Origin of the sequence: Vibrio sp. CJQ_6 (genome assembly GCF_043106745.1) — a bacterium.
GTDB lineage: Bacteria > Pseudomonadota > Gammaproteobacteria > Enterobacterales > Vibrionaceae > Vibrio > Vibrio furnissii.
On record NZ_JBICMV010000019.1, the window covers coordinates 65,384 to 85,405 of the forward strand.

Below are 20,022 nucleotides of genomic sequence, written 5' to 3' on the forward strand. Positions count from 1 at the left end.
CTATGAGAAACGATGTCCACTTAGGACACAAAGCGCGTAAACGTTTTGGTCAGAACTTCCTGAACGATCCTTACATCATTGATGGGATTGTGTCAGCGATTAACCCTCAACCGGGGCAAAACTTGGTTGAGATCGGTCCGGGTCTGGGCGCGATCACCGAACCCGTTGGCCGCGAAGTCGACAAGTTCACCGTGATTGAGCTGGACCGCGATCTGGCTGAACGTCTACGTAACCACCCTGAATTGGCCGATAAACTGACCATTCACGAAGGCGATGCCATGCGTTTTGACTTCACCCAGTTGGTGAAGCCAAACAACAAACTACGCATCTTCGGTAACCTGCCCTACAACATCTCCACGCCGCTGATGTTCCATCTGTTCGAATTTCATAAAGATATTCAGGACATGCACTTCATGTTGCAGAAAGAGGTGGTTAACCGTTTGGCAGCAGGCCCTGGCAGCAAAGCGTATGGCCGTCTGACCGTCATGACGCAGTACTACTGCAAAGTGGTGCCTGTACTAGAAGTGCCGCCAACCGCGTTTGTTCCGCCACCAAAAGTGGATTCCGCCGTGGTTCGTCTGGTGCCTTACGAAAACCTACCGCACCCGACCACCAGTTTGAAATGGCTAGATCGCGTGGTGCGTGAAGGCTTTAACCAGCGCCGTAAAACCGTGCGAAACTGCTACAAAGGCTTGCTTGAGCTTGAGGTGTTGGAAGAGCTCGGTGTCAATCCTGGCATGCGCCCAGAGAATTTGACCCTGCAACAGTTCGTGGCCATGGCCAACTGGCTTGACGCCAACCACGTGCAACAGGCATAAATACAAAGGATGACCTCAGTGTCATCCTTTGTCTGTTTTCACGCCTCGATATCCGGATAAGGAGTTTTCATGGATATTTCCAATCCTTGTATCAAGATTCAGGTTCACACCAAATACATTCCTGAACAATCCAACCCTGAATACCAGCGTTATGTGTTCGCCTATCTGATCACGATTAAAAACCTCAGCAATGAAAACGTACAACTGATCAGCCGTCGCTGGCTCATCACTGATTCCAACGGCAAACAGATGACCGTGGAAGGTGATGGCGTGGTCGGAGAACAACCCGTGATTCCAGCCAATGACGAATATACCTACAGTAGCGGCACCGCGCTAGAAACCCCGGTTGGCGTCATGCAAGGCCACTACATCATGCACAATCAAGCGGGTGAGGAATTTATTGCCGATATCGAGCCATTCCGCCTCGCGGTTCCCAACGTCCTCAATTAACGGAGTTTGTGTGTCAAATTACATTGTGGGTGACATTCAAGGCTGTTTTGATGAACTGCAACTGTTACTCAAACAGGTTGCGTTTAATCCCGAACATGACACCCTGTGGGTCGCTGGCGATCTGGTTGCCCGAGGCCCCAAATCACTTGAAACCTTACGCTTTATTCGTGATTTAGGCCCCGCAGCGAAAGTGGTGCTGGGCAATCATGACTTGCACCTTTTGGCCGTATCGCGCGGCATTCATCCAGTCAAAAAGAAAGACAAAACCTTGCCGATTTTGGAAGCCGATGATGGCCCAGCACTACTGGACTGGATTCGCCAGCAGCCCTTGCTGCAGGAGCACGAGGAATTTGTCTTGGCTCACGCCGGCATTTCGCCGCAGTGGGATCTGCAGACCGCACGTACAGCAGCCAAAGAGATTGAAACGCTCTTGCAGGGCCCCCATTGGGACTGGTTGATTGAACACATGTACAGCAATCAACCGGACATGTGGCACGATGCGTTGAGCGGGCTTGAGCGTTATCGCTACATCATCAACAGCTACACCCGCATGCGGTTTTGCTTTCCTGACGGGCGGCTGGACATGGCATGCAAACTGCCTCCCAGCGAAGTCACCGACGGCAGCTTACTGCCTTGGTTTGCGCTCCCCAACCGCGTGAAACTGGAAAAAACCGTGCTCTTTGGTCACTGGGCAGCGCTGGAAGGATATCGTGGCCATGACGTCATCGGGCTCGATACCGGTTGTGTATGGGGCGCCACCCTCACGCTGTTGCGCTGGGAAGACAAAGCGTACTTTGAACAAGCGGCGTTAAGTCGCGCCAATTAAACAGCAAAAAGCCCGGTGAAACCGGGCTTTTTCATATCATACGCCGTACTTGATTCGAGATGCTTGATTTGCGATTAGCGCTCTAGAATCACAAAATCCATGTCGTACTGGTTTTTCTCATCGGCGTCATAATGTTCACGATGCGTCTCTTGCCACTCGGCGCCCCACGCTGGAAACTGAGTGTCACCGTCGAGGTCGGCATCAATCAGCGTGATATAGAGTTTGCCAGCGCGTGGCAGACATTCGGTGTAAATACTGCCGCCGCCAATGATCATCACTTCATCAGCCGCGCCGGCTTTGTCCAATGCCGCATCGATTGACGTCACCACATCTACACCGTCAATGACTAAGCTCGAATCACGGCTGATCACAATGTTCTGACGCCCCGGCAGTGGACGGCCAATCGATTGATAGGTTTTGCGTCCCATCACAACCGGTTTGCCCATGGTACAGCGTTTAAACCAGACAAAGTCCGCTGGAAGATGCCAGGGCATCTGGTTGTCCTTGCCGATAATTCGGTTGCTTGCCATCGCGGCAATCATACTGATGATCATCAATTCGTTCCTAAGCGTTGGCCACCCGGATGGCGTGGCATCTATACAATCGGTTTGCGGCGATAGAATAGCAGCCCAGGAACCGCAAGGCCAACCGCTAAGCCAGCAATAATGAACATCGCTTTGAGGAAATTCTCCATCAGCGTGGCCAGCAATTCAGGCGTGAACCCTAGGTGGTTGATTTCCACCATGGCAATCATCGCTTTATAGGCGAACACACCAGGCACCATCGGGATCAGAGCGGCGACAGTGAACACTTTCGGGTGAGCGAGGAATTTATGCGACCACTGCACCCCCACCATGCCGACGATCGTGGCGGCAAAAAAGCTAGCCCACTCGATCGGCACACCAAAATGCATCATCAAATAACGCGACCCGTGGCCAATGGCGCCACCCAACGCACAATATTTTAGTGCCGGTGATGGCACATTAAATACCAAAGCAAACCCCACCGCCGGAATCGCGGCAAAGAACATATCGTTGATCAATCCAAAAAATAATTGCCAGCTCAACATGTTACCACCCCCAAATGCCAGTGACGCTCATCGCCGCGATGATGCCAAGGCACGTCGCCAGCGTCAGCAAACTGGCCATCACAAAACGGGCGATGCCCATGTTGATGTAGCCTTTCAGCATATCTGCGACCGAGTTAATCAATGGAAAACCCGGCACGAGCATCAGCACCGATGAGGCCATGACAATGGTGGGCTTGTTGCCCAGATGGTAGATCACCGCCTGCGCCGATATCACCGAAGTCACAAATGCAGTGGCGGCAAAGTTGAGCAGCGGGTTGAAATGACGATGGCCGATTTCTTGGCGGACAAACATCCCAACCGAAGAGGCGACAAAGGTAATCGCAAAGACGGTCCAATCCCCGCCTGCGAGGCGACTAAAGGCCGAGCAAGAGAGGCCGATCATCAACACCACCAACCAGCGGTTGTATCGTTCCGGGTTGATCTTATTGAGTTTTTTCTGGGCCAACTCATGATCGAGCAATCTCTTTTCCATCATGATGCAGATCCGTTGGATCTGCGTGACCACGCGCATGTTGATACCACGATCCGGACAACGCCGAGTGGTGGTGATGCAATGCTCTTGATAGACCGTGGTGACCACTAACGAACTGGCCGACAACGACACTTCCACTTCGCTCATGCCACTGGCCAATCCAATTCGGCGCATGATATCGCCGACTAACGTACTTTCAGCGCCGTGGGCCAGTAACATTTGCCCAGCCTGCGCTATCAAACGAGAAACTGCTCTCTGTTTGGATGCCATGATTCCTTTCCTAACGTCCGACTTACCACAAAAATGATTCAATCAAAGCGTACTCCATTCTGAGTACAAGTTATTAGTCTGCATGAAAATCACGCAACGAAACATGACTTAGACACAAAAAAGCCGCAAATACTATGCGGCTTTTGATGATTTCATCAGAAATGAATTATTCGCGAACGTAGATCACGTGACCGTCATCTTCTTCGTCGTCCCAATCATCCCAGTCGTCGTCATCGTCTTCAGTCACCACGTCTTGACCCGCCATGGCGTCTTTGTGGTAATCGTCCCACATAAACTCGACTTTTTGCTCTTCGCTGATCGCTTCTTCAGCGCCGCGAGGGAGCGTTTCCATGAAGTCAGCCAGTTCACGACACAGTTCCGCCGTTCCTTGCTTATTGACCGCTGAAATCTTGAAGTATGGGCCTTCCCATGCAAGCGCGTCTAAGATCTCTTGGATCTTTTCTTCCGCTTCTTCTTCCAACATCAGATCCGTTTTGTTAAAGACTAACCAAACCGGCTTCTTCGCAAGCTTTTCGCTGTATTGCTCAAGCTCATCCATGATGGTCAACGCGTTTTGTGCGGGTTCACTGCCATCGATCGGTAAAATATCGATCATGTGCAGCAGCACGCGACAACGCTCCAAGTGTTTCAAGAATCGGATTCCTAGACCTGCACCTTCTGCAGCACCTTCGATCAATCCCGGAATGTCTGCCACAACAAAGCTTTTTTCAGGAACAACACTCACGACACCCAAGCTTGGGATCAAGGTTGTAAACGGATAATCCGCAACCTTTGGCTTCGCCGCTGAAACAGAACGGATAAAAGTGGATTTACCAGCATTCGGCAGACCAAGCATACCGACATCCGCCAGCAGGAGCAGCTCAAGACGAAGTTCACGAACTTCACCTTTCGTCCCCATCGTCTTTTGACGTGGCGCGCGGTTCACCGATGATTTAAAACGGGTGTTACCCAGACCGTGCCAGCCGCCCTTAGCAACCATCACTTTCTTGCCGTGTTCAGCCACTTCACCCACGATTTCGTTGGTGTGGATATCCACTGCGCGCGTCCCGACAGGCACTTTCAACGTAATGTCTTTACCACGCTTACCAGTACAGTTACCGCCGCCACCGTTTTGACCACGTTCTGCCGCGTAAAAACGCTGGAAACGATAATCCACCAGTGTATTCAAGTTCTCATCGGCTTGGATGTAGACATCGCCACCATCACCGCCGTCGCCGCCGTCCGGGCCACCTTTCGTTACGAATTTTTCGCGCCAAAAGCTGACAACACCGTTACCGCCATCGCCCGCTTCGACTTTAATTACCGCTTCATCAACGAATTTCATTACTTACTCCGCATTACTTGCGTTGCAATATCATCATTTACCAATGATATAAATTTTAGCAGAAGTATCACCGCAATAAACGGTCCAGACCTTCTGCTTGGGAACAGATAACAAGCCACTCTGACGGAGCAGGGCCTCTTGTTATTGGCTCTTCTCTCCAGATAAATAAAAAACCCCACCTAACGGCAGGGCTTTTAAATTCATCGAGAAACTAAACTTATTCAGCTTCGATGCTAACGAATTTACGGTTTTTAGGACCTTTCACTTCGAATTTCACTTTACCATCAGATAGAGCGAAAAGAGTGTGGTCTTTACCGATACCTACGTTAGTACCAGCGTGGAACTTGGTGCCACGTTGACGAACGATGATGTTACCTGCAAGAACAGATTCACCGCCGAAACGTTTAACACCCAGACGTTTACTTTCTGAATCGCGGCCGTTACGAGTAGAACCACCAGCTTTTTTGTGTGCCATTGTTAAACTCTCCTAATAACTTAAGCGTTGATACCAGTGATTTTCACTTCTGTGAACCACTGACGGTGACCTTGTTGCTTGCGAGAGTGCTTACGACGACGGAACTTAACGATTTTAACTTTATCGCCACGACCGTGTTGTACAACTTCTGCAGTCACTTTGCCGCCCTCAACAAGAGGAGCGCCAACTTTTACTTCTTCACCGTTAGCAACCAGCAGAACTTTATCAAATTCTACAGTTGCACCAGTTTCAACGTCTAATTTCTCTAAACGAAGAGTTTGACCTTCGCTTACACGGTGTTGTTTACCACCAGATTGGAAAACAGCGTACATATTTTACTCCGCTCTTTCCGCACAGCCATGCTTATAATTTGAGCAATAAGGGTGTGCGCTAAACTAATCATCAATAGGGCGCAGATTCTACGTGAATGGCGCACCTATGACAAGCCATATTTTAAAAAAATTGGCGAAAAGCTAATCGCCAATCAAAAGTGCCGCAATCATGCCTTTAAGCCTTGTATTAATCAATGTTTTTTAGTGTATTATTCACTGATTATCGAAGAACAAAATGCCTTACACGCTCTAACTTCAGCCGGATTTACGATGGATTTTAAAGCTATCCAAACGCTTACTGCCAATGACATGGCAAAAGTGAATGAAACAATTCAAGCTCAACTCAACTCTGACGTTTCTCTCATCAACCAACTTGGCTTCTACATTGTCAGCGGAGGGGGAAAACGACTGCGCCCATTGCTGGCAGTATTGTCTGCCAAAGCCCTCGGTTACCAAGGGCAAGGCCATACGCTCGCCGCTGCATTTATCGAATTTACTCACACCGCCACGCTGCTGCACGACGATGTCGTCGATGAATCCGACATGCGCCGTGGGAAAGCCACCGCAAACGCGGCATTTGGCAATGCCGCCAGCGTGTTGGTCGGCGATTACATTTACACTCGCTCGTTTCAGATGATGGTTGAACTCGGATCCATGAAGATCCTGCAACTGATGAGTGAAGCCGTGAACGTCATTGCTGAAGGTGAAGTGCAGCAATTAATGAACTGCAACGATCCCGACACCACGGAAGCCAGCTACATGCAGGTCATCTACTCCAAAACCGCCCGTCTGTTTGAAGCGGCCACGCAAATTGGAGCCATCTTAGCCGATGCGTCACCCGAGATTGAAACCGCACTGCAAAACTACGGTAAATATTTGGGCACCGCATTCCAGCTGATTGATGATGTCATGGACTACACCGCCGATGGCAAAGAGATGGGTAAAAACGTCGGTGACGATCTGGCGGAAGGCAAGCCTACCCTGCCGCTTTTATATGCGATGCGCCACGGGAACGCCGAACAAGCAGCGATGATTCGCGAAGCGATTGAACAAGCCAACGGCATGGCACGTCTGGATGAGATTCTTACGGCAATGAAAGAAACAGGTTCGTTGGAATACACCGTCGCCAAAGCCAATGAAGAAGCGGACAAAGCGATCACTGAACTGGCCATCTTGCCCGAAAGCGACTACAAACAAGCGCTGATTGCTCTCGCGCATATGGCGGTCAACCGCAACAAGTAATCGCCAGCTGACGACTGAAATCGGACGCATCACAGACATTAAAAAGCCTCGCATCGCGAGGCTTTTTAACGTCTGTGTTAACGTCTATGTGGTCTTCATCTTTCGAGGTGTTACATCCAGCCTTGCCACAGCATGCCACAGGCCAATACGGCAACCACCGTCAACGAACACGCCCCTAAACGCTCTCGGCCCATAAATGGGCTTTTGCCCTGCTCTTTCTTGGCTTTCACGTAAAACAGCATTCCGGGTAGATACAAGAGCGCGGACAGCATCAAATAATTCAATCCCGATGCGTAGAGCAACCAAATACCATATAAGCTCGCCCCAACACCAATCGCTAACATGCGACCACGATCCTTGCGATCCAGCGCCAATTTGAGCGTGTAAGCACCGACAAGGAAATAAGGCACGAGGATCATTTCAGATGCCAAAACCAGCAGCGTGTCATAGGTACTGCCCGCAAACATCACCAAGATCAGCGACACCTGAATGCAGATGTTGGTCAACGTCAGGGCTTGATACGGGCTACCCGCCTCATTTTGCTTCGCATAACGCGCGGGGAACATCTTGTCTTTGGCGCCGAGATAAGGCGCTTCGGACGCCAATACCGTCCAACTCAAGAACGCGCCACACACCGAAACAAGCAGACCACCGGCAATGATGTATTGTCCCCACGGGCCCAAGATCTCAGTCAACACTTTCGCCATCGACGGGTTGTGATACTGCGCCAGCTCAACCGGACGAATCACGCCCATCGACAACAACGTCACCAACACATAAATCGACAACGCGGTCAGTAAGCCAAGGATCGTCGCACGGCCAATGTCTCTGCGATGACGAGCGCGGTTAGACACCACAACAGCCCCTTCCACACCAATAAACACCCAGACCGTGATCAACATGGTGGCTTTGATCTGCGACCACAGATCATGCTGGTCGCCAAAATGCAGCCCAGAGAAATCGACGGTGAACGTCTGCCATTTGAATGCCAACGCCGCGCAGACAATGAACAGCAAGAGCGGCACCATCTTGGCACATGTGGTAATCAGGTTAATCAATGCTGCAGTTTGCACACCGCGTAGCACCAGCAAGTGCACCGACCAAAGAAGAACCGACGCACCGCCCACCGACAACAACGTGTTGCCGCTGCCAAACAGCGTGCGATCCGGTGTATCAAACAACATGCCGAGCGTGCTGAACACGATCACCAGATAGGACACATTGGCCACCATCGCGCTGAACCAATACCCCCAGGCAGAACAGAAGCCGGTGAAATCACCAAAACCTTCCCGCGCATAACCAAACACGCCGCTGTTGATGTGCGGTTTATGCATTGCGAGCTGCTGGAAAGAGAGTGCAAGAAAAATCATGCCGACCCCAGTAATCATCCAGCCAATCATCACGGCCAGAGGGCTCGCCACGGCGGCCATGTTTTGCGGCAGGCTAAAAACGCCAGCACCAATCATTGAGCCAATGACCAGTGCGGTTAACGAGCCTAAACCCAGTTTGTTATCCATGGTTATTTCCGATTCTGCTTTCGAGAAGGGCGTTATTTTAAAGGCAAATGATGAAAGGATGCATACAGTGCGTGATCCACATCACCGAGAAAGTGTTTTTAACAACACATTCATTGCCAACGATCAAAAAGTCACACACTTATCAACGCAAAATTGTCTGTAGTTGGTAAAAAACTCTGAATAATACAACTTTGATGGAATGTTTAAATAGAAACTCGAAGCCAGATAAATTTTATGACTATTAATTCAACAATCGCGCATGTTTAGAATGCAGGCGGTTCACGCAAAGCATAGACGTAAAAAAGCCGCTTATCCTGCGACAAGCGGCTTTTGAAAATCGTTCACGAGAAGCGTGATGATTATTTCACAAAATCGATACCGATTTGGATGTCACCTTTCAGCGTATCCAACATACCGTTCAGTGCGGCTTCTTCAAATGCACTCAGTTGGCCGTAGCTCAGTACTTCTTCCACGCCGTCTTTGCCCAGTTTCACTGGTTGTGCAAAGAATTGTGCGTGCTCACCAGCACCTTCAACGTAAGCATACTCAACCACGCTTTCACCTTGCAGTGCTTTCACCAGAGACAGGCCAAAACGACATGCGGCTTGACCCATTGACAGTGTCGCAGAACCGCCACCCGCCTTCGCTTCAACCACTTCAGTCCCCGCGTTTTGGATACGTTTAGTCAGCGCTTCAATTTCAGCGTCAGTGAATTCCACACCTTCAACTTGAGACAGCAATGGCAGAATGGTTACACCTGAGTGACCACCAATTACAGGAACACGAACCTGACCTGGATCTTGGCCTTTCAGTTCAGCCACGAACGTTTCTGAACGAATCACGTCCAGCGTCGTGATACCAAACAGTTTACGCTTGTCGTACACACCTGCTTTTTTCAAAACTTCCGCTGCGATTGGCACAGTGGTGTTCACTGGGTTGGTGATGATACCGATACATGCATGAGGACAAACTACCGCGATGCGTTCAGCCAGTGCTTTGACAATACCTGCGTTCACATTGAAAAGATCCGCACGATCCATACCCGGTTTACGAGCAACACCCGCAGAGATCAGAACCACATCCGCACCATCCAGTGCCGGTGTTGGATCTTCGCCCGCGTAGCCTTTAATAGAGACCGGCGTTGGGATATGGCTTAGGTCCGCTGCAACACCCGGAGTTACAGGCGCGATATCATACAGCGCAAGATCAGAACCTGCAGGAAGACGGTTTTTCAACAATAGGGCTAGGGCTTGACCGATGCCGCCAGCGGCACCAATAACAGCGACTTTCATCGTAGTTCTCCTTGAGAGTAAATCTCTTATAAATGTTTTTGGTAGGGTATCTAGTATCCGACCCCAAGAAGCTATAGCAATCACAAGTTGATTACAATCAATTAACCTCAGCTTTGCGACTTTGCGCAACTACGTATTCGTGTGCGACAACTCCGGGCCCGATTATGAGTCTATTTTTCTTCGATGACAAAGAGTTAAAGTGTTATCTAACCGAATATTTACCATATTTACAGTGACCTTTAAGACAGTTTTGAGCGATAATTTGGCACTGATACCCGACCTATGGGAAAATACACCGCAGTTATGAATAGCGATAGTAAGAAGACGATGCGCCATACAGACAAACAAGACAATCTAGTCCGAGCTTTTAAAGCTCTGCTGAAAGAGGAACGCTTTGGCTCTCAGGGCGATATTGTGGATGCACTGAAACACGAAGGGTTTGATAACATCAACCAATCGAAGGTGTCCCGCATGCTGACAAAGTTCGGCGCCGTTCGAACTCGCAATGCCAAAATGGAAATGGTGTACTGCTTACCCGCTGAACTCGGCGTTCCTACAGTTTCAAGTTCGTTGCGTGAACTGGTGCTTGATATCGACCACAACAACGCGCTGGTTGTCATCCATACCGGCCCTGGCGCTGCACAGTTGATTGCCCGTTTACTCGACTCACTGGGTAAATCCGAAGGCATTTTGGGCGTGGTTGCTGGCGATGACACGATCTTCATTACGCCAACGCTGAACGTCTCAACCAAGCAGCTGTTTAAGTCCGTTTGTGAACTTTTCGAGTACGCTGGCTGATCTCATTATTGAGAAACTGTATATAAAACAGAACGATGGAGTCACGAAAAGTCCGTGACGCGTGACTCCAATCACATCTTAACCAACTCTCTTCACCTGCATTAAATTCAATTTAACTTATTGATTTTTAGACATATCACCTCGCACAACTCCGCTGAGTTTTGGCGAAATAACTAGCCTGTTTGGCTACATATTTTTACATTCCTATAATTATCTTTCGATTTTTTGGTATTATTCAGTCACTTTTTCAACAAATGGATTGAAAAAGCTTCCGTTTCTCGATGAAGAAACGCCCAAAGCAACTACACTTGTTTTGGGAGCAAATAATGAAAAGAAGGAAGGGAAATTCATGGCATTGAATACAATAATTAAGGTCGGTGCGATTGCTGCTGCAGTATTGGGCGCAGGCGCGGTTAACGCTCAGGAATTCATCACAATTGGTACGGGTTCGGTCACGGGTGTTTACTACCCAACCGGCGGTGCGATTTGTAAGCTAGTTAACAAAGACCGCAAAGAACATAATATCCGCTGCTCTGTAGAATCCACTGGCGGTTCGATCTACAACGTCAATACGATCCGCTCTGGCGAGTTGGACTTCGGTATCGTTCAGTCTGACTGGCAATACCACGGTTACAACGGCACCAGCGAATTTGCTCAGCAAGGTCCATACAAGAAACTGCGCGCTGTGTTCTCTCTTCACACAGAACCTTTTAACATCATCGCGCGCTCTGATGCTGGCATCAACAACGTACAGGATCTGGCGGGTAAACGCGTGAACATTGGTAACCCAGGCTCGGGCGACCGCGCGACCATGCAGGTCGTGATGGATGCTTTTGGCTGGACTAACGACAGCTTCAAACTGGCTTCTGAGCTAAAAGGCTCTGAGCGTTCACAAGCCCTGTGTGACAACAAGATCGACGCTTTCATCTACATGGTGGGCCACCCGAACGGTTCCATCAAAGAAGCGACGACATCTTGTGATGCGAAACTGGTGCCGGCAACAGGTCCAGAAATCGATAAAGTTGTGGCAGACAACCCCTACTACGCATACACCTCCGTGCCTGCAGGCATGTACCGTGGCACCGACATGGACGTGAAAAGCTTCGGTGTGGCCGCAACCTTGGTCACCAGCGCCGATGTCTCTGACGAAGTCGCGTACAACGTGGCCAAAGCCGTGTTTGAAAACTTCGATACCTTCACTCGCCTACACCCAGCATTTGCCAACCTGAAAAAAGAGGACATGGTGAAAGCAGGTATCTCTATCCCACTCCACCCAGGTGCAGTGAAATACTACAAAGAAGTCGGTCTACTGAAATAATTCAGTACGCACCACTCCATAAATAAGGAGGCCGGGTGCCTCCTTATTAGTATGGCCGCTCAGCGCGTCACCACGTTGCGCGCGGTCATCACTCTCTTGGCTTTGACTCCGTTTGACAGGCCACCTTTCGATATTTTAAGACCATCAAATAATAAGGATAACGTGCATGACGCAGACAAACACTCCGTCGCAAGATGTGCAAGAGATGGTTGCACAGGCTGATACAGGTGCAAGGAACCCAACCGGCATCCCAGGTCGCATTCTGTGGTTGGTGCCACTATGCTGGTCACTCTTCCAGTTGTGGTACGCATCGCCACTGCCATTCATTTTCGATTTCGGCGTACTCAATGACACGCAAGCTCGGGCCGTTCACCTCAGCTTTGCTATTTTCCTCGCATTCACCGCCTACCCGGCGATGAAAAACTCATCACGCGATCACATTCCGTCCATCGATTGGATTTTGGCGCTCGCCGGTAGCTTCTCGGCCGCCTACATCTATCTTTTCTATGAACAATTGGCCGGTCGTTCTGGTGCACCGACCACGCTGGACGTGGTGGTTTCCGTGATGGGCATGGTGCTACTACTGGAAGCAACGCGACGCGCACTCGGTCCTCCGTTGATGGCCGTTGCCGCCGTCTTCCTGCTCTACACCTTTGCCGGCCCTTACATGCCGGATGTGATTGCCCATAAAGGGGCCAGTCTCAATAAAGCGATGTCACACCTGTGGCTGACCACCGAAGGGGTATTCGGGGTCGCGCTGGGCGTATCAACCTCGTTCGTATTCCTGTTTGTGCTATTTGGTGCCATGCTCGAACGAGCCGGCGCTGGGGCTTACTTCATCAAAGTCGCGTTCTCCATGCTTGGTCACATGCGCGGCGGTCCGGCTAAAGCGGCCGTCGTGGCATCAGGTCTGTCGGGGCTGGTCTCCGGTTCCTCTATCGCGAACGTGGTGACCACGGGGACCTTTACCATTCCGCTGATGAAACGGGTTGGCTTTCCGGGCACCAAAGCTGGTGCGGTGGAAGTCGCCGCCTCAACCAACGGTCAGTTGACGCCGCCGATCATGGGCGCCGCAGCATTCCTGATGGTTGAATATGTTGGGATTTCTTATGTAGAAGTGATTCGCGCGGCGCTGCTGCCTGCGTTGATTTCTTACATTGCCTTGATTTACATCGTCCATTTGGAAGCGTGTAAAGCGGGTATGGAAGGCTTGCCACGTCGTCACAACCCAACGCTGCTGCAAAGCCTGCTGTCATTTACCGGCACCATCTTGGGGCTGTGTGTGATCAGTGCCGTGGTCTATTACGGTGTCGGCTGGACCAAAGACGTCTTTGGCGCAGCCGCCACACCCATCGTGACCGTTGCCCTGCTCGTGGTTTACGTGTTGTTGGTGCGTATTTCGTCTAAGTATGCGGCGGAAGGTGGACTGGCGATCGACGAAGATCTGCAAGAGATTCCTGACACCGGCCCGACCGTGAAATCTGGCCTGCACTACCTGTTACCCATTGTCGTGTTGGTGTGGTGTTTGACCGTTGAACGCTTCTCGCCGGGTCTGTCTGCATTCTGGGCCACCGTGTTCATGATCTTTATTCTGCTCACACAACGTCCGTTGATGGCGGTCTTTAATCAGACAGGTGACCTCACACGTGAAGTAAAAGCTGGCGTGACCGATTTGCTCGAAAGTTTGGTATCTGGCGCGCGCAACATGATCGGGATCGGTGTGGCCACCGCCGCCGCGGGGACGGTTGTGGGTGTCGTGACGCTAACGGGGATCGGCTTGGTGATGACCGACTTTGTTGAGTTCATCTCCGGCGGCAGCGTGATCATGATGTTGATCTTTACCGCTGTCATCAGTTTGATTCTGGGCATGGGCCTGCCAACCACCGCGAACTACATTGTGGTATCGACGCTGATGGCGCCGGTGATTGTGACGCTGGGCGCGCAGCACGGCTTGATCATTCCACTCATCGCCGTGCATTTATTCGTGTTCTACTTCGGGATTCTCGCCGATGATACCCCGCCGGTGGGCTTGGCCGCGTTTGCCGCCGCCGCGATTGCGAAATCGGACCCTATTCGTACCGGTATTCAAGGGTTTACCTACGATATTCGTACCGCGATCTTGCCATTTATGTTCGTGTTCAATACCCAGCTCCTGCTGATGGGCATTGATTCTTGGTGGCATCTGGCACTCACGGTCGGCTCTTCAATCATCGCGATGTTGCTCTTCTCCGCCGCCACGCAAGGGTGGTGGTTCACTAAAACCAAGTGGTGGGAGATCGCGGCGCTGCTGCTGCTGACGTTTACTTTCTTCCGTCCGGGGTTCTGGTGGGACATGATCTATCCGGCGCAAAAACTCTACCCGGGGACTGAATTGGCGCACATCGTGGAGAAAACACCGGTCGGACAATCGGTCGCGATGTTGGTGGCTGGTGAAACATTAGAGGGCGATTACGTTTCGAAAACCGTGATTCTGCCGTTTGATGACCGCGCCCGTACCGCGCAGGAACGTATCTCATCGATGGGCCTGATGCTCAATCCTGAAAACAATCGCATGATGATCGACATGGTGGAGTTTGGCAGTCCGGCAGAATCTGCAGGCATTGATTTTGGTTGGGAGATTCGTTCTATCGTCGTCGATAGCGATCGCCCGATGAAGGAATGGGTGTTTGTCCCTGCGCTGCTGCTCACCTTGCTCCTGGGCTGGAACCAGAAGCGACGGGCCGCCAAAGAGACCATTCGTACTTAATGTTTAACAAAATCCGCGCTTAATCAAAATGCCCTGTGTCAGCAGGGCATATACTCAAGCCAAAGACTTGTTGCCATCTGGCTCAACCTAAACAGAGATAACGAATAATGTATAAACACATCTTGGTACCTGTTGATTTGAACGAAAAAGGCTTTTCTGACAAAGCCGTTCAGCATGCCGTGTGGCACGCAAAACAATCCAATGCCGAATTGCATCTGCTTAACGTTCTGCCGGGCATTCACATGTCGATGGTTGCCACGTATTTTCCCAAAGATGCGGCTGCCAAAATGAAAGATGACGTTCGCGCGCAACTCAAAGCGTTCGCCGAGAAATACATCGTCGAAGATGTGGTGTACAAACTACACGTCGCCGAAGGCAAACCTTACACCACCATTCTCGACTATGCCGAGAAGCTGGGTGCAGATCTGATTGTGATGCCAAGTCACAAGCGTTCACGTATCGACAAAGTGATGCTGGGCTCTGTCGCCAGTAAAGTGGTGGAACACTCCCCGATCAACGTTCTGGTGGTCAAACCGCAAGGCTGAAACTCACAATGATTCGATGAAGGCGCTCAATGCGCCTTTTTTATTCGTTTTTAACTATCACACTAATCGTTCATTCCCATTTTCTTTTATGAGAATAATTATCAATAATAATTCCATCAAAGAGAAACGAGATTGGACGATTACCATGAAAAAGACACTGAGTTTTGCTGCTATCCACTTTAGCATTGCTTTTACCGTCGCGTACGCCCTGACCGGTGACGTTATCATCGGTAGCCTGATCGCAATGCTTGAACCGATGGTGAACACGGTTGCTTTCTACTTCCACGAGAAAGCTTGGAACCAGTATGCCCCTTTGCAACGCTATGCGTCGAACCCGCGCCTGAAAACGGCCAGCTTTGCCGTGATTCACTTTACCGTGGCGTTCAACGTCGCCTACTTGTTAACGGGTAGCTTTCTGGTGGGTGGTGTGATGGCCCTGATTGAACCGAGCTTTAACACCTGTGCGTACTACTTTCATGAAAAAGTATGGCAAAGCAAACACGCCAGCGCTGCACCTTGGCAATGTGCCCACTAAGATTAAAACATGAAGCCCCGCGAATGCGGGGCTTCATGTTTTAAAAAGAAATGGTCTTCGAAAGATAAACGCGATGCTGACGATTCACTGCATTCTGCATTCAAACCGGAAAATGGGTGACACATTGGGAGTGGCTGAGGCCCAATTTAAAAGCTTGGCGCTGACCATCCAACTCCACACTGACCTCGTAAAGATCGCGCGGATCTGGATGATTCACGTCATAATACTTCGGCGCTTCAACCTGAAACAACGCACTGGCATGGTCGCTGCGCACATCAATCGGCAAGTGATAAGTCATGCTATCAAAGCGCACGGCAGCAGAAATTAAGCCCGGCGAATAGGTCGTAAAAAACAGATTCACCAACAACTCACAGCCGCCGCCATGGTGCCAGATTTGCTCGGTGGCGACATGCTCAAGGCGCAGATGGCGAATGCATTGCAAGTAAGGCGCACGCCAAATCCCCATGCGCGCATCGTACGGCTCGGCTTTGGCGGGCGCCAGTGAGCACAAAGCGCCGTCCGCTTCCTCGTCGTCAACCAACCAGTCGTCTTCCTGTTCAAGAAACAGAATCTCAAATCGGTTGCGCCCCGGGTTCAGCAGCGGACGAATATCTTTTTTATACACCGCCAGAGAGCCATCGCAATCAAACAGCGCCACCCCATTGAGACGCACCTCAGCGTGATAATCGACCCCTTCTAGCACCAAATCGATCGCGGCAAACCCAAGCAGCGCGTCGTCTACTTCGATGTCGTGCATCAAATGCCACTCCTGTGCGGCAATGGCCGATTCCGACAAACTGTCAGGCAGCACCGCACTCAAGGGGGCCGGAAACGTCACGTCATCTTGAGGAATGGATAAATCGGTCAGCGGAGAAAGTTGCCAGAGTCCGGCGAGAGAAAGCTGCATAATCAGTGGTCGGTCGTCAGGGTTTGCGCCATTTAAACACAGTTCATTTCGCTAACACAAACGTCAGTTGCATAAAAAAATACCAGCCGTATGGCTGGTATCTTACAAATCATCAATGATTACTCTTCGTCGTCATCTTCATCTTCGTCGGCGTACAGAGCGTCTTCACCCTCATAGTAAGTCCCCCAACCGTCGTAGATCACGTCGTATTTTTCAGCCAGATTCACCAGTTTTTCAACTTGTGCATCAATCGCTTCTGGATTCAGTACAGATTGCATGGTCGCATCGAAACACAGCAGTTTATTGCCATCTTCGTCTTCCGCTTCTTCCGCTTCCAACACTTCAAAACCCAGTTTGAATGCTTCCACAGCCGCTTTTTCTAGCTTGTCAAAATCTTCCGCGAAGAAGTGGTGTTCGATCTCATACAAAGCTTCTGGATCACTGCCATCCTCGAGCAGCGCTTGAATGATGTCGCGAGTCTCTTCTTTTTGAATCTCAATAAAATCTTCAACGGACAGATATTCATCTTCGTGAGACATAAATGTGGCTCCAGAATGGTTAAGTTGGATCAAATTTCAGTGCGACGAAATATGGCATGGATCGTCATGAATTGCCAGCCACAAAGTGATCTCCACGCGATCTTTCTAGCCGCAAACGCTTCCATTGACCATCAACGAGCATGAACATAGCCATCAACGATCTCAGGAAGCGCTCTGCCTTTCTGCGCCAAGAAAAAAGCTGCGTTCAACGCTGCTTTTTCGGGTTATTCGGTACCACCAACGGTCAATGCGTCAAGTTTAAGCGTAGGCTGCCCCACACCGACGGGAACGCTTTGACCTGCTTTACCACACACACCGACCCCGCGGTCAATGCTGAGATCGTTGCCCACCATCGAGACTTGCTGCATCGCTTCAATGCCCGAACCAATCAGGGTCGCCCCTTTAATCGGGCGCGTCACTTTACCATTTTCGATCAAATACGCTTCCGACGCCGAGAACACGAACTTGCCGGAGGTGATATCCACCTGACCGCCGCCAAAGTTGGGCGCGTAGACGCCTTTTTTCACGGTGGAGATGATCTCTTCCGGCGTATGCTGACCCGGTAGCATGTAAGTGTTGGTCATACGAGGCATCGGCAGATGCGCGTACGATTCACGGCGGCCGTTCCCTGTAGGCGCCACGCCCATCAGGCGTGCGTTGAGCTTGTCTTGCATGTAGCCTTTCAGCACACCCTTTTCAATCAGCACGTTGTACTGACCGTTCACGCCTTCATCGTCGACGTTGAGCGAGCCACGTAAATCTTTGAGTGTGCCGTCATCAACAATGGTGCACAGGTCTGAGGTCACTTGCTTGCCCATTTTGCCTGAGAACACCGACGAGCCTTTCCGGTTGAAGTCGCCTTCAAGGCCGTGGCCAACCGCTTCGTGCAATAGCACGCCCGGCCAACCAGAACCCAAAACCACCGGCATGGTGCCCGCAGGTGCCGCGTCCGCTTCCAAATTCACCAACGCCTGACGAATCGCTTCATCCGCGTAAGCAAATGCCATTTTCTGACCGTTTTCTTCCGTCAGGAAGTAATCGTAGTTAAAACGACCACCGCCGCCCGCGCTGCCGCGTTCACGGCGATCGCCTTTTTGTGCCAGCACACTGATCGACAAACGTACCAGCGGACGAATATCACCGGCGTACGTACCATCGGTTGCGGCCACCAGCATCTGTTCGTGCACACCACTCAAGCTGACGGAAACTTCCTGAATCAGCGGCTCTTTGGTTCGAATGTAGGCATCCAACTGCATCAGCAGTTCGGTTTTTTTCTGCTTTTCCCAGCTTTGCAGTGGGTTATCCGCCGCGTAGTAGCTTTGATTGTCTGAACGTTTAAACGCTTGCACGCGGCCATTCTGGCCTTGCTGAGCGATACCGCGCGCGGCAATGGCACTCTGCTTTAAGCCATCGAGTTGAATCTGATCAGAGTAAGCAAAACCGGTCTTTTCACCGGTCACGGCACGCACACCCACACCACAATCGATGTTGAACGAGCCGTCTTTAATAATGCTGTCTTCCAATACCAGCGACTCATGCCAGCTGGACTGAAAGTAAATATCCGCATAATCAATTTCACGAGTGGCGATGGTCGCCAGAGTGTCAGCGATATCTTGCTCTGTCAGCCCTGCAGGGGTTAATAGTGCCTCTTCAATTCGGGTAATACTCATAGCTAACTCTTTTTCTCTTTAAATTGATTATCAAAGCGCGTGTGCGCCATGATCGGCATGGTCAGGCGCACTTGTTCCACCTGATGCAAATCGATGTCGGCGATCAACGTTGCCGCGGGTTGCTCCAGCGAGGCCACGATGTCCCCCCAAGGGCTAATCACCATGGAATGCCCCCAAGTTTCTCGACCGCACACATGGTGCCCACCTTGCCCCACAGCCACCACCCAGCATTGGGTTTCAATCGCTCGGGCACGCAGCAGGATTTCCCAATGCGCACGTCCGGTGACCGCGGTAAATGCCGCAGGCACCACTAAAATTTGTGCGCCTAAACGGCGCAACTGAGAATACAGATGCGGAAAACGCACATCGTAACAAATCGACAATCCCAACGATCCCATCGGGGTCGACACCACCGTCAGCGCATCGCCCGGCGTGAACGTTTCCGACTCGCGATACCGTTGGTGACTGTCTGCGACATCCACATCAAACATGTGCAGCTTATCATAATGTGCTGCGGGTTCGCCTTGTGGATTGAATAAAATCGATGTGGTGGTCACGCCGTGAGCACGCGCTATCGGCATGCTGCCGACCAGTAACCACACGCCATTTTCACGTGCAATTTGGGCGAGTTCACGTTGAATTGGGCCGTTTCCCATCGGTTCAGCGTGCTGGTGATAGTCGTTGCGATTGCCAAACACCACTGCATTTTCGGGCGTTACAATCCAACGCGCCCCTTGCGTCGCCAATCGGTTCGCGTGCTTGGCGATAAACGCCAAATTGTCTGCGACCTGCGGCCCTGAAGTCATTTGGATGATACCGACACGTTCCATGTGTT

At 50.9% G+C, this 20,022-nt stretch carries 21 protein-coding genes; 9 read left to right on the forward strand and 12 right to left on the reverse strand.

Translation table 11 applies throughout. The annotated features are described in order from the left end of the window. The first annotated feature begins 2 nt into the window (after positions 1-2). The 3 genes from rsmA (at position 3) to apaH (ending at position 2,094) form a co-directional block, all read left to right on the forward strand. A complete protein-coding gene (gene rsmA, locus ACF8PK_RS10575; protein ID WP_392441183.1) occupies positions 3-818 on the forward strand; it encodes a 16S rRNA (adenine(1518)-N(6)/adenine(1519)-N(6))-dimethyltransferase RsmA in 816 nt (271 codons plus the stop codon). Positions 819-887: 69 nt separating this feature from the next. Continuing rightward, positions 888-1,268: a Co2+/Mg2+ efflux protein ApaG gene (gene apaG, locus ACF8PK_RS10580; RefSeq protein ID WP_004723687.1), complete on the forward strand. Its 381-nt coding sequence runs from the start codon at positions 888-890 to the stop codon at positions 1,266-1,268. A 10-nt stretch (positions 1,269-1,278) separates the two neighbouring features. Beyond that, positions 1,279-2,094, forward strand: a complete 816-nt coding sequence (gene apaH / locus ACF8PK_RS10585) for a bis(5'-nucleosyl)-tetraphosphatase (symmetrical) ApaH (protein ID WP_158108019.1) — start codon at positions 1,279-1,281, stop codon at positions 2,092-2,094. Between the two features lie 74 nt (positions 2,095-2,168). Here the strand turns inward: apaH and folA are convergent, their stop codons facing one another. The 6 genes from folA to rplU form a co-directional block, all read right to left on the reverse strand. Further along, on the reverse strand, positions 2,169-2,648 hold the full coding sequence (gene folA, locus ACF8PK_RS10590) for a type 3 dihydrofolate reductase (protein WP_392441186.1): 480 nt from the start codon (positions 2,646-2,648) through the stop codon (positions 2,169-2,171). Positions 2,649-2,689: 41 nt separating this feature from the next. Further along, positions 2,690-3,163 carry a threonine/serine exporter family protein gene (locus ACF8PK_RS10595; RefSeq protein ID WP_004723694.1) on the reverse strand — a complete coding sequence of 158 codons (474 nt, stop codon included), beginning with the start codon at positions 3,161-3,163 and terminating at the stop codon, positions 2,690-2,692. Position 3,164: 1 nt separating this feature from the next. Next, entirely contained in the window at positions 3,165-3,926 is a 762-nt protein-coding gene (locus tag ACF8PK_RS10600) for a threonine/serine exporter ThrE family protein (RefSeq protein ID WP_038150551.1), read from the reverse strand. Positions 3,927-4,092: 166 nt separating this feature from the next. Further along, entirely contained in the window at positions 4,093-5,271 is a 1,179-nt protein-coding gene (gene cgtA / locus ACF8PK_RS10605; RefSeq protein ID WP_004723698.1) for an Obg family GTPase CgtA, read from the reverse strand. Positions 5,272-5,488: 217 nt separating this feature from the next. Continuing rightward, the gene (rpmA, locus tag ACF8PK_RS10610; protein ID WP_014205843.1) at positions 5,489-5,746 is read right to left on the reverse strand and encodes a 50S ribosomal protein L27; all 258 of its coding nucleotides are present in this window, start codon (positions 5,744-5,746) and stop codon (positions 5,489-5,491) included. 20 nt (positions 5,747-5,766) lie between these two features. Beyond that, positions 5,767-6,078: a 50S ribosomal protein L21 gene (gene rplU / locus ACF8PK_RS10615; RefSeq protein WP_014205844.1), complete on the reverse strand. Its 312-nt coding sequence runs from the start codon at positions 6,076-6,078 to the stop codon at positions 5,767-5,769. 270 nt (positions 6,079-6,348) lie between these two features. Between rplU and ispB the strand changes: the two genes are divergently transcribed. Further along, complete coding sequence (gene ispB, locus ACF8PK_RS10620) at positions 6,349-7,320, forward strand: octaprenyl diphosphate synthase (RefSeq protein ID WP_232658414.1); 972 nt, start codon at positions 6,349-6,351, stop codon at positions 7,318-7,320. Positions 7,321-7,430: 110 nt separating this feature from the next. On the opposite strand, the gene ACF8PK_RS10625 is transcribed toward ispB, so the two are convergent. Then, positions 7,431-8,837, reverse strand: a complete 1,407-nt coding sequence (locus ACF8PK_RS10625) for a basic amino acid/polyamine antiporter (protein ID WP_154180685.1) — start codon at positions 8,835-8,837, stop codon at positions 7,431-7,433. Between the two features lie 359 nt (positions 8,838-9,196). After that, positions 9,197-10,129, reverse strand: a complete 933-nt coding sequence (gene mdh, locus ACF8PK_RS10630; protein WP_004724018.1) for a malate dehydrogenase — start codon at positions 10,127-10,129, stop codon at positions 9,197-9,199. A gap of 327 nt (positions 10,130-10,456) precedes the next feature. On the opposite strand from mdh, the gene argR reads away from it, so the two are divergent. From argR to ACF8PK_RS10655, 5 genes are all read left to right on the forward strand, one after another. Further along, complete coding sequence (argR, locus tag ACF8PK_RS10635) at positions 10,457-10,927, forward strand: transcriptional regulator ArgR (RefSeq protein WP_004724020.1); 471 nt, start codon at positions 10,457-10,459, stop codon at positions 10,925-10,927. Between the two features lie 349 nt (positions 10,928-11,276). Beyond that, positions 11,277-12,245: a TAXI family TRAP transporter solute-binding subunit gene (locus ACF8PK_RS10640; protein ID WP_004724023.1), complete on the forward strand. Its 969-nt coding sequence runs from the start codon at positions 11,277-11,279 to the stop codon at positions 12,243-12,245. Between the two features lie 166 nt (positions 12,246-12,411). Further along, complete coding sequence (locus tag ACF8PK_RS10645; protein ID WP_158141174.1) at positions 12,412-14,991, forward strand: TRAP transporter permease; 2,580 nt, start codon at positions 12,412-12,414, stop codon at positions 14,989-14,991. Between the two features lie 107 nt (positions 14,992-15,098). Next, positions 15,099-15,536: a universal stress protein gene (locus ACF8PK_RS10650; RefSeq protein WP_143680531.1), complete on the forward strand. Its 438-nt coding sequence runs from the start codon at positions 15,099-15,101 to the stop codon at positions 15,534-15,536. A 145-nt stretch (positions 15,537-15,681) separates the two neighbouring features. Beyond that, positions 15,682-16,071, forward strand: a complete 390-nt coding sequence (locus ACF8PK_RS10655; RefSeq protein ID WP_041942638.1) for a DUF2061 domain-containing protein — start codon at positions 15,682-15,684, stop codon at positions 16,069-16,071. A 100-nt stretch (positions 16,072-16,171) separates the two neighbouring features. Here ACF8PK_RS10655 and ACF8PK_RS10660 read toward each other — a convergent pair whose 3' ends face one another. From ACF8PK_RS10660 to ACF8PK_RS10675, 4 genes are all read right to left on the reverse strand, one after another. After that, complete coding sequence (locus ACF8PK_RS10660) at positions 16,172-16,978, reverse strand: hypothetical protein (protein WP_392441194.1); 807 nt, start codon at positions 16,976-16,978, stop codon at positions 16,172-16,174. A gap of 119 nt (positions 16,979-17,097) precedes the next feature. Beyond that, complete coding sequence (gene rraB / locus ACF8PK_RS10665) at positions 17,098-17,517, reverse strand: ribonuclease E inhibitor RraB (protein ID WP_004724031.1); 420 nt, start codon at positions 17,515-17,517, stop codon at positions 17,098-17,100. Positions 17,518-17,741: 224 nt separating this feature from the next. Beyond that, positions 17,742-19,187, reverse strand: coding sequence for a metalloprotease TldD (gene tldD, locus ACF8PK_RS10670; protein ID WP_004724033.1), 1,446 nt, complete (start codon positions 19,185-19,187; stop codon positions 17,742-17,744). Between the two features lie 2 nt (positions 19,188-19,189). Then, positions 19,190-20,017 carry a carbon-nitrogen hydrolase family protein gene (locus ACF8PK_RS10675; RefSeq protein WP_238819715.1) on the reverse strand — a complete coding sequence of 276 codons (828 nt, stop codon included), beginning with the start codon at positions 20,015-20,017 and terminating at the stop codon, positions 19,190-19,192. Positions 20,018-20,022: the final 5 nt, after the last annotated feature.